Raw genomic sequence first — 8,727 nt, 5'->3', positions numbered from 1 at the left:
TGCACCGCCTCGAGCACATCGACGTGGACGGTGGCCATTTGTGAGGCCAGTATCTTCGCGGCCTGCAGATCCAGCCGCCCCTGCGTCATCGCGGACAGGATCGCCGGATACCGCAGGTGCAGATCGAGGGCGAAGGTGATCATCCGTTCGGCCCGGCCCGTCGAGATCGCCATCGCCGACACCACGTACCCGGCCGCGACATCGATCGGATCGAGCACGGCATGACCGGGCCGACACTCACCGCCGCCCGCCCCGGACTCCTCCCGGCGCTGGCATTCGACAAACAACTCGTAACAGGCCACGAACCGGCGCGCCGCCGCACGATTCTCGCCCATCCACCCCTCACGCGCCGCCGCCCGCAGCCCCGACAGCGAAGAGGGCGCCGCGGAACCCGAGCCGCCACCAGGCGAGGAGGAGTCGCCGCACGAGGAGGGGCCATCGGCCGCGTGGTCTGCGTTACCGCCCATGTGCCCCACCCCCTGACCGTGCGCCGCCTATCTGATATCGAATCTGTGTTCTATACTAAGCACACACATTCGAACACGCAAGGGTTAAATCAGTACATTTCGCCACCCGCGGCCCAGCCCTCTCGCCTGGCGCAGAAGTCCTCAGCCAGCAGGGTGGACTCGTCGCAACAGGCTGCCTCCACGCTGCCTGGTCACTCCTCGGAGCATCGACCACAACAGACTCTCGACCCGAGACGATGCCAGCGAGACGATCTTTCGTTGCCGTCGCCCCTGGCGCCGCTCGCGGGAGGCTGCTAGAGGTGGAGGCACACGCCCCTGCGCCAGGAGGAGGACGAGATGATCGCCGAGGACCGTATCGACCCGGACGAGTACACCCCGGGCCCGGATTCAGTCACCGCACCCGAGGAGTACGAGCCCGAGGTGACCGTCGAGGACCCCTTCCGTGAGGCGAATCCGGCCGACGTCGCCGAGCAGGCCATCGAACTGCCCGTTGATGACGGCGACAGCGACAGCGACGCGGAGGGTGACGACGACCAGGGCGTCTGACCCGCGCGATCAGCGAGCCTCCCATGCGAGTGGGCCAGTTGGATCCGACGACGACGAAGGCAGCCCCTGCCTACGGCCTGCCTGAACAGGGAATTCCGAACCGGCCCTCGTCAGCGGATGAGCCCCCCAGATCGTTTCCGGCCGGGACCCTCTCGAGCCCCAGCCCGGGTACGCGTGACGCCTTATAACTTCCGGTTTTCGGGAGTAGGGTCGGCAACAACGCCGGTGATCCTCGTCACTAGCACGGGCCGCACCGGCACCTCTACGAAAGGGCCGGTCATGAGTGTCAACAGTTTCGGTTCGAGGGATTCGCTGGCAGTCGGGGGCGTGGACTACGAGGTCTACCGACTCGATCAGGTCTCCACCGCGGTCCCGCTCCCCTACAGCCTCAGGGTCCTGCTGGAGAATCTTCTGCGCAACGAGGACGGCCGAGTGGTGACGGCCGAGCAGGTCGAGGCACTGCGGGAGTGGACTCCCCAGTCCCCGCCGGAGCGGGAGATCCAGTACACGCCCGCCCGGGTGCTGATGCAGGACTTCACCGGGGTGCCGTGCGTGGTGGATCTGGTCGCGATGCGCGATGCCATCACCGACCTCGGCGGCGACCCCAAGAAGATCAATCCGCTCATCCCCGGCGAGCTCGTGATCGACCACTCGATCATCGCGGACGTATTCGGCCGCCCGGATGCGTTCGAGGTCAATGCAGAGCTGGAGTTCGGCCGCAACCAGGAGCGCTACCAGCTGCTCCGGTGGGCGCAGGAGTCGTTCGCCGACTTCGTGGTGGTCCCGCCGAACACCGGCATCTGCCACCAGGTCAACCTCGAATACCTGTCCCGGGTCGTCTTCACGCGCGAGGGGACCGACGGTATGACCCAGGCCTACCCGGACACGCTCGTCGGTACCGACTCCCACACGCCGATGGTCAACGGTCTCGGCGTGCTGGGCTGGGGCGTCGGCGGCATCGAGGCGGAGGCCGCGTTGCTCGGCCAGCCGATGAGCATGCTGATCCCGCAGGTCATCGGGCTCAAGCTGACCGGCGAGTTGCGGGAGGGCACCACGGCAACCGATCTCGTCCTCACCGTCGCGGAGCTGCTGCGCCAGACCGGCGTCGTGGGCAAGTTCGTGGAGTTCTTCGGCCCCGGTGTCGCCGCGGTCCCGCTGGCCAACCGGGCGACACTGGGCAACATGAGCCCCGAGTTCGGCTCGACGTGCGCCATCTTCCCGGTAGACGACGAGACGCTGGACTACCTGCGGCTGACGGGTCGGTCGGAACAGCAGATCGAGCTGGTCGAGGTCTACGCCAAGGAGCAGGGCCTGTGGCACGACCCGGACAACCCGGCCGAGTACAGCGAGGTCATCGAGCTGGACCTGGGGACGGTGGTCCCGTCGATCGCCGGGCCCAAGCGGCCGCAGGACCGCATCGCGCTGGGCGATGCGCCGGCCGTGGTGCTCGGCAATCTCGATGAGGAGAAGAACCGGTCGGAGAAGGACGACGGGAGTCTGGATGACGCCTCGGCGGACTCCTTCCCCGCCAGCGACCCGGTCTCCCCCGGTTCCACTACGGCGAAGAACGAGCCTCCCCGCCACTACTCCGAGGAGCAGCTGACCGCCAACGCCGAGCTCGGGTGGCCGAGCGATCCGGCGGAGATCATGATCGACGGCGACGAGTCGCCGGTGATCTTCGACCACGCGGACGTGGTCATCGCGGCGATCACCTCGTGCACCAACACGTCCAACCCCTCGGTGATGATCGGAGCGGCGCTGCTGGCCAAGAAGGCCGTGGAGCGTGGTCTGAAGCCCAAGCCGTGGGTCAAGACGACGTTGGCCCCCGGGTCTCGGGTCGTCACCGACTACTACGACCGGTCCGGCCTCACCCCGTACCTGGAGGAGCTCGGGTTCGATCTGGTCGGCTACGGCTGCACGACGTGTATCGGCAACTCCGGGCCGCTGACCCCGGCGGTGAGCAAGGCGGTCAATGACAAGGACCTCAACGTCGCCGCGGTCCTGTCGGGCAACCGCAACTTCGAGGGCCGCATCCACCCCGAGGTCAAGATGAACTTCCTGGCGTCCCCGCCGCTGGTCATCGCCTATGCGCTGGCCGGGACGATGCGCAAGAACCTTCTTGAGGACCCGCTCGGAACGGGCTCTGATGGCGAGCCGGTCTACCTCCGTGATGTGTGGCCCAGCTCGGCGGAGATCAAGGAGGTCGTGGACGCCAATCTCGAGGCAGACATGTTCACCAAGGGCTACGCCGACGTCTTCGACGGGGACGACAACTGGCGCGGCATGGACGTGCCGGGGGGTGACAAGTTCGACTGGACCGAGGACTCCACCTACATCCGCCGGCCGCCGTACTTCGACGGAATGGCGGTCGAGCCCGAGCCGATGCGGGACATCACCGACGCCCGCGTCCTGGCGCTGCTGGGCGATTCTGTGACCACGGACCACATCTCACCGGCCGGGGCGATCAAGCCCAGTTCGCCCGCGGGCGAGTACCTGCAGCAGCAGGGGGTCGAGCCGGCGGACTTCAATTCGTACGGGTCGAGGCGCGGCAATCACGAGGTGATGATCCGTGGCACGTTCGCCAACGTCCGGCTGCGGAATCTGTTGGCGCCCGGCACCGAGGGCGGGGTCACCACCCATTTCCCCAGCGGTGAGCAGACCAGCATCTATGACGCCTCGAACCGCTACGCCGAGGAGGGCGTGCCGTTGGTGGTGATCGCCGGGGCCGAGTACGGGTCCGGGTCGTCGCGGGACTGGGCGGCCAAGGGTACGTCCCTGCTGGGGGTACGGGCGGTGATCGCGCAGTCGTACGAGCGGATCCACCGCTCGAACCTCATCGGGATGGGCGTCCTGCCCCTGCAGTTCCCCGAGGGCGAGTCCGCCGAGAGTCTCGGCCTCAAGGGCGACGAGTTGTTCTCCATCACCGGGCTCGAGGGCCGGGACAGCGTTCCGGAGGAGGTGACGGTCCGGGCCGGCGAGGGCGACTCGGCGGTCGAGTTCACGGCGAAGGTCCGCATCGACACCCCGGCGGAGGAGGCGTACTACGAGCACGGCGGCATCCTGCCGTACATGCTCCGGCAGATGCTCTGATCCCACGACCCGCCCCACGCCCCGCGACCCAGCCCACCGACGCGACGCGCGTTGGGGCCGCCCCGGCACCGGAGGTCTCAACGACAACGACGACGACGAGGTGGGCGACCGCCGACGACCCGCAGTTGCGGAGAGAGCCGAACCGGCCCACGCCGCCCGCGACAAGATGTGGTCGATCCGGCCAGCGCCGCTGCTCGGCGCAGGTAACGTCCGACATCATGCAGCCCTCGCCGGATCAGGCTTCCGAGAACCCGCCCGACCAGCCCGAGGTCATCCTCGATCGCCACGGCGAGATCGCCGTGATCCGACTCAACCGCCCGGCCAGGCTCAACGCGGCGACCTACGAGAACCTGACGGACATCATCACCGCGTTGGACAACTGCGATGCGGACGACGATGTGCGTGCTGTGGTCCTCACCGGCACGGGCCGGGCGTTCTGCGCGGGGGCCGATATCTCGGGCGGGGGCGACGCGTTCGCGGCTGATCCCGATGTCGACACCGGCGGGGCCCCGCCGGACACCGGCGGTCAGGTCGCGCTGCGCATCTTCCGCATGACCAAGCCGGTCATCTCGGCGATCAACGGGTCGGCCGCGGGGGTCGGGGTGACCATGACCCTGCCGACGGACGTGCGCATCGCCGCGGACACCGCCAAGTTCGGGTTCGTGTTCACGCGCCGGGGTCTGGTGCCGGAGGCGTGCTCGACGTGGTTCCTGCCCCGCATCGTGGGCATCTCCACCGCGATCGAATGGGCCGTGGGCGGCAAGACGATCCTCGCCGCCGAGGCCTTGGAGAAAGGGCTGGTGAGCGAGGTGCTGCCCGCCGATGAGGTTCTCCCGCGCGCCCTCGAGGTCGCGCGCGAGATGACGCGGGGCACGTCGCCGGTGTCGGCCGCACTGACCCGCCAGCTGCTGTGGCGCATGCTCGGCGCGCCCGGTCCGGAGGTCGCCCACCGCGCCGAGTCGATCGGCATCTACACCCGTGGTAAGTCCGCCGATGTGCGCGCCGGCGTCACCGCGTTCCTCGCCAAAGAGCAGCCGGAGTTCCCGGACCGCGTGTCCGACGGCCTGCCCGACCTCTTCTCCTGACCCCGGCCGCTCTCGGGCCCACAACCGATAGGACCCCACCATGACTGCTGACGACCTCACGGGTCGCGTCGCGATCGTCACCGGATCGACGGCCGGACTCGGTGCCAGGTTCGCGCACGTACTCGCAGGCGCGGGCGCGACTGTGGTCGTCACCGGGCGGCGGGCCGAGCGGATCCGGGAGGTCGTCGAGTCCATCGGCCGGAGCGGGGGCAAGGCACACGGCGTCCGGCTCGATGTCACCGATCCCGCCTCGATCGAGGATTGCCTCACCGACGTCACAGAGCAGATCGGCCTCCCGCAGATCCTCGTCAACAACGCCGGCATCCCGGACGCGCAGCGTGCGCACAAGATGTCGTTGGAGCTGGTCGACGCCGTGCTGGACACCAATGTCCGTGGCCCGTGGCTCATGGCGACCGGTGTGGCGCGCCGCCTGATCGAGGCCGGGGTGCCGGGCCGGATCGTCAACATCACGTCGATGAGCGCCTACCAGTACGACGGCAACGGCGCGGCGCTCTACTCGACCACCAAGGCAGCGATCAGTCGGATGACGGAGACCCTCGCCGTGGAGTGGTCGCGCAGGTTCATCAACGTCAATGCGATCGCCCCGGGGGTCTTCGCCTCGGAGATGACCGACGGCATGCTCTCCCGCGTGGGCGACATCGCGCCCGGGCTCCCCCGTCAGCGCCTCGGCCAGCCCGAACAGATCGATTCGACGCTGCTCTACCTGGTGTCCGACGCGTCGGAGGCGGTCACCGGCACCGTCATCAAGATCGACGACGGGCAGCTCCCCCGCTGACCTCTCAGCTGACCCCCGCTGACCCCTCAGCCGACGAGCAGGCCGCTCACACCTCACACTTCGTCAGGTCCGTCTCGAGGAGCTCCTTGCCGACCGGGGTCACGTAGGTCGCCATCAGAACCACGTCCTCCGTACCGTGATTCCGGCTTTCATAGATCGAGCCCGCTTCCTCGATGTTCGCGTCCCCGACGCGGTAGATGCGGGAGCCGCCGGGGTGGCGATCGGAGTAGTGCGTGAGTTCGCCTTGCTTGACGACGGCGATCAGGGATCCGTGGTGGCAGTGTTCGCCGGTGCTCGCCCCGGGCTCGATCGTGATCTCGCGGAAGGTCACCGAGACGCCGTCCTCGCCGCCGTCGACCTGTAGGTCGACGGGGCGGGCCTGTCGGCCCTGCACGATGTCCACGGCCAGGAAGGGCTGCGACCCCGCGATCGTCGAGGCGGGCGGGAGCGGCTCGGTCGGGTTCACGGTCCTCACCTCGGGCGACTCCGCCGTCGGGTCGTCGGGACTGCACGCGGCCGTGGCGAGGACGCAGACACCTGCGAGTATCGAGATGGACGATCTGGTCAGTCTGTGGGGCATACCTACTGATCCCTGAGTCTGCTCGGACCGAAGGGGGCTCCGGTCGGCTACCTGAACGTTATCAGCGAACGGCATCGAGATTCGGCGCTCCATCGTTCTTCTGCCGTGTGTGTCCGGCGCGGCGCTGACCGTGCCGGCCTGTGGAGGGACGACGACAACGGGACGACGACGACGGGGACGACGACGAGGGCAACCCCTCATCGAAGCGCCGCCGCCTCGCGGAAGGCCGAACCGGTCGCGCGACCCCGCTGCTACCGTGGGGCCTCTCTCACCCACCCAGGAGTTGCCGTGCCCCTGCCCCATTTCGCGTGTCGTCGTCTCGGCCTCGCGGTCGCCCTGGCCGGCGCGGTGAGCGCGCTCGGCACCGCCACCGCTGCCGCCGATCCGGACGCCGCGGGACTGCCCGCCGCGGCGCCTCCGGTGCCCCGCGGGATGCCGCAGGTCGTCAGCGACGTGCTGGGGCCGGAGGACCCCGCTTTCTGGAACCCTGCGATCCCGGGGACGAGGGTCCTGACTCCGCTCGAGCCGCGCGCCGAGGTGATCTGTGCGACGGGTTTCGTGCCGGTCATCTCGTGCTCGACGGTCAACAGGTGGGACTTCTCGTCGGGGCAGCGTTCCCTGCAGTTCGCGGACGTGCCCGTGATCGGTGGGCCGCCTCTACGGGTGTGGTTCGACGTGCCCCGCCTGGGCGACGGGTCCACGCGCGAGCCGGTGAACCGCGCCGTGACCTGGTGGCTGACGGATCGCACGCTCTCGTAGCCCGTTCACCTAATCCACGCCCCGAGCAGCGCACTGTCGGCGCCGGGCCTCAGTCCTCGCCGACCGAGACGGTGACCTCGATGTTGCCCCGCGTGGCCCGGGAGTACGGGCACAGCTCGTGGGCCAGCTTCGCGAGTTCGTCGGCCTGCTCGGCCTCGACGTCGGGGATGATGACCTCGAGGTCCACGGCGATGTCGATGCTCTCCTCGCCCGAGCGCACCAGTGACACCCGCGCGCCCACGGACGAGCCGTTGATCGTGAGTTTCTTCGCCCGCGCCGCGCTCTGCAGGGCGGAGTGGAAGCAGGCGGCGAACCCGGCGGCGAACAGCTGCTCGGGATTGTTGCCCTCGCCCGAGCCGCCGAGTTCCTTCGGCGGGGCCATCTCCAGGTCCACGGCCTTGTCGGCGGTGGCGACGTGCCCGTCCCGGCCTCCGCCGGTGGAGAGGGCTTCGACGGTGTAGAGCGCATCGGACATTCGGGAATCTCCTCGGTCGGGGACGTGCAGGTGTGGCCCAACGTACGCGGCGGCCGCGGGCGCTGCCGCCTGACCGCCGGGGGTCAGGCGAGTGGCCAGGCCGGCGATCAGAAGGGATTCGGAGCCACCTCCGCCGCGGACGTGTGCCCGCGCGGCCCGGCCGATCAGAGCTCAGCCGCGACCGCGTATACCGCTGCGAGTTCCCGCAGGGTGGCGTGGTCCTGTCCGAGCAACCCCGTGGGTGAGCGGCGGTCCGGCAGCGAGTCGGCCGGCGCTGTCCACCACGCGGTGGCGGCCTCAGGGTAGTGGCCGGCGTCGAGCATCCGGTTGATCATGGCGACGATGTTGTCCGGGTCGCGCGGGTCGAAGTGGTCGAGCTGGAACCGCGGGTAGACCCAGCGTCGGTCGCCGCGGAGCACGATGAGCCGGCCGTCCCTCGCGAAGGTCCGCAGCGCATCTGCGGGTGTGGAGCCGGGGACCACGCCCCGCTCGATGAGGATCTCGCATGCCTCGGTGGAGCAGGCGTGGGGTACCTGCAGCACGGCGCTGTGCACTGCGGAGGCGATCATCGCCCGACGGGCGGCAGCGGCGGGGTCGGCGGGCGGCCGGAACGGATCCCCTATCGGGAAGCGCGCTGCCCGGAGGGCTCCGTCGACCTGGTCGGCCACCCTGGCGAACGTCCTGCGCCGCCTCAATTCCCGCAGCATGACCTCGGTGAAGTGTCGGTCGTCGAGATCCCGCAGGGCACGCTCCGCGGTGTCCTCGGACACGGATCTCCGTGACGCCGTCCGGTTCTGAAGAGTCATCGCGGGCACCTCGCCTTCTCCAGCGAATTCTAGGCCGCGCGGTCGCCCGCAGCGAGGGGCTGGGCCGACTCGAAACATGCTGGAAACGTGGCCGCCGGTACGGGTCTCAGGACTCCGCCCGCC

9 protein-coding genes are annotated in these 8,727 nt (G+C 69.1%); 5 read left to right on the top strand and 4 right to left on the bottom strand.

Going from position 1 to position 8,727, the window contains the following annotated elements:
• A partial coding sequence (locus G6023_RS12330; protein WP_182635754.1) for a DUF222 domain-containing protein occupies window positions 1–467 on the bottom strand: 467 nt, incomplete at its 3' end.
• Between the two features lie 336 nt (window positions 468–803).
• On the opposite strand from G6023_RS12330, the gene G6023_RS12325 reads away from it, so the two are divergent.
• The 4 genes from G6023_RS12325 to G6023_RS12310 all read left to right on the top strand — a co-directional run bounded on the left by G6023_RS12325 (window position 804) and on the right by G6023_RS12310 (window position 5,984).
• The gene (locus G6023_RS12325; RefSeq protein ID WP_182635752.1) at window positions 804–1,013 is read left to right on the top strand and encodes a hypothetical protein; all 210 of its coding nucleotides are present in this window, start codon (window positions 804–806) and stop codon (window positions 1,011–1,013) included.
• 279 nt (window positions 1,014–1,292) lie between these two features.
• The gene (acnA, locus tag G6023_RS12320; protein WP_182635751.1) at window positions 1,293–4,103 is read left to right on the top strand and encodes an aconitate hydratase; all 2,811 of its coding nucleotides are present in this window, start codon (window positions 1,293–1,295) and stop codon (window positions 4,101–4,103) included.
• Window positions 4,104–4,321: 218 nt separating this feature from the next.
• Entirely contained in the window at window positions 4,322–5,188 is an 867-nt protein-coding gene (locus tag G6023_RS12315) for an enoyl-CoA hydratase-related protein (protein WP_182635749.1), read from the top strand.
• Between the two features lie 40 nt (window positions 5,189–5,228).
• Entirely contained in the window at window positions 5,229–5,984 is a 756-nt protein-coding gene (locus G6023_RS12310) for an SDR family NAD(P)-dependent oxidoreductase (protein WP_182635747.1), read from the top strand.
• 46 nt (window positions 5,985–6,030) lie between these two features.
• Here the strand turns inward: G6023_RS12310 and G6023_RS12305 are convergent, their stop codons facing one another.
• Window positions 6,031–6,450 (bottom strand): cupin domain-containing protein, encoded by a 420-nt coding sequence (locus G6023_RS12305; protein ID WP_182635745.1) that lies wholly within the window; start codon window positions 6,448–6,450, stop codon window positions 6,031–6,033.
• Between the two features lie 402 nt (window positions 6,451–6,852).
• On the opposite strand from G6023_RS12305, the gene G6023_RS12300 reads away from it, so the two are divergent.
• Window positions 6,853–7,323 (top strand): hypothetical protein, encoded by a 471-nt coding sequence (locus G6023_RS12300; protein WP_182635743.1) that lies wholly within the window; start codon window positions 6,853–6,855, stop codon window positions 7,321–7,323.
• A gap of 49 nt (window positions 7,324–7,372) precedes the next feature.
• Here G6023_RS12300 and G6023_RS12295 read toward each other — a convergent pair whose 3' ends face one another.
• Window positions 7,373–7,798 carry an organic hydroperoxide resistance protein gene (locus G6023_RS12295; protein WP_182635740.1) on the bottom strand — a complete coding sequence of 142 codons (426 nt, stop codon included), beginning with the start codon at window positions 7,796–7,798 and terminating at the stop codon, window positions 7,373–7,375.
• A 164-nt stretch (window positions 7,799–7,962) separates the two neighbouring features.
• Entirely contained in the window at window positions 7,963–8,568 is a 606-nt protein-coding gene (locus G6023_RS12290; RefSeq protein WP_182635738.1) for a hypothetical protein, read from the bottom strand.
• Window positions 8,569–8,727 lie beyond the last annotated feature (159 nt).

Origin of the sequence: Dietzia sp. DQ11-71 (assembly GCF_014144995.1) — a bacterium.
GTDB classification, from domain to species: domain Bacteria; phylum Actinomycetota; class Actinomycetes; order Mycobacteriales; family Mycobacteriaceae; genus Dietzia; species Dietzia kunjamensis.
Note: the sequence above shows the minus strand (reverse complement) of the source record. Positions and strands in the feature narration are given on the sequence as shown.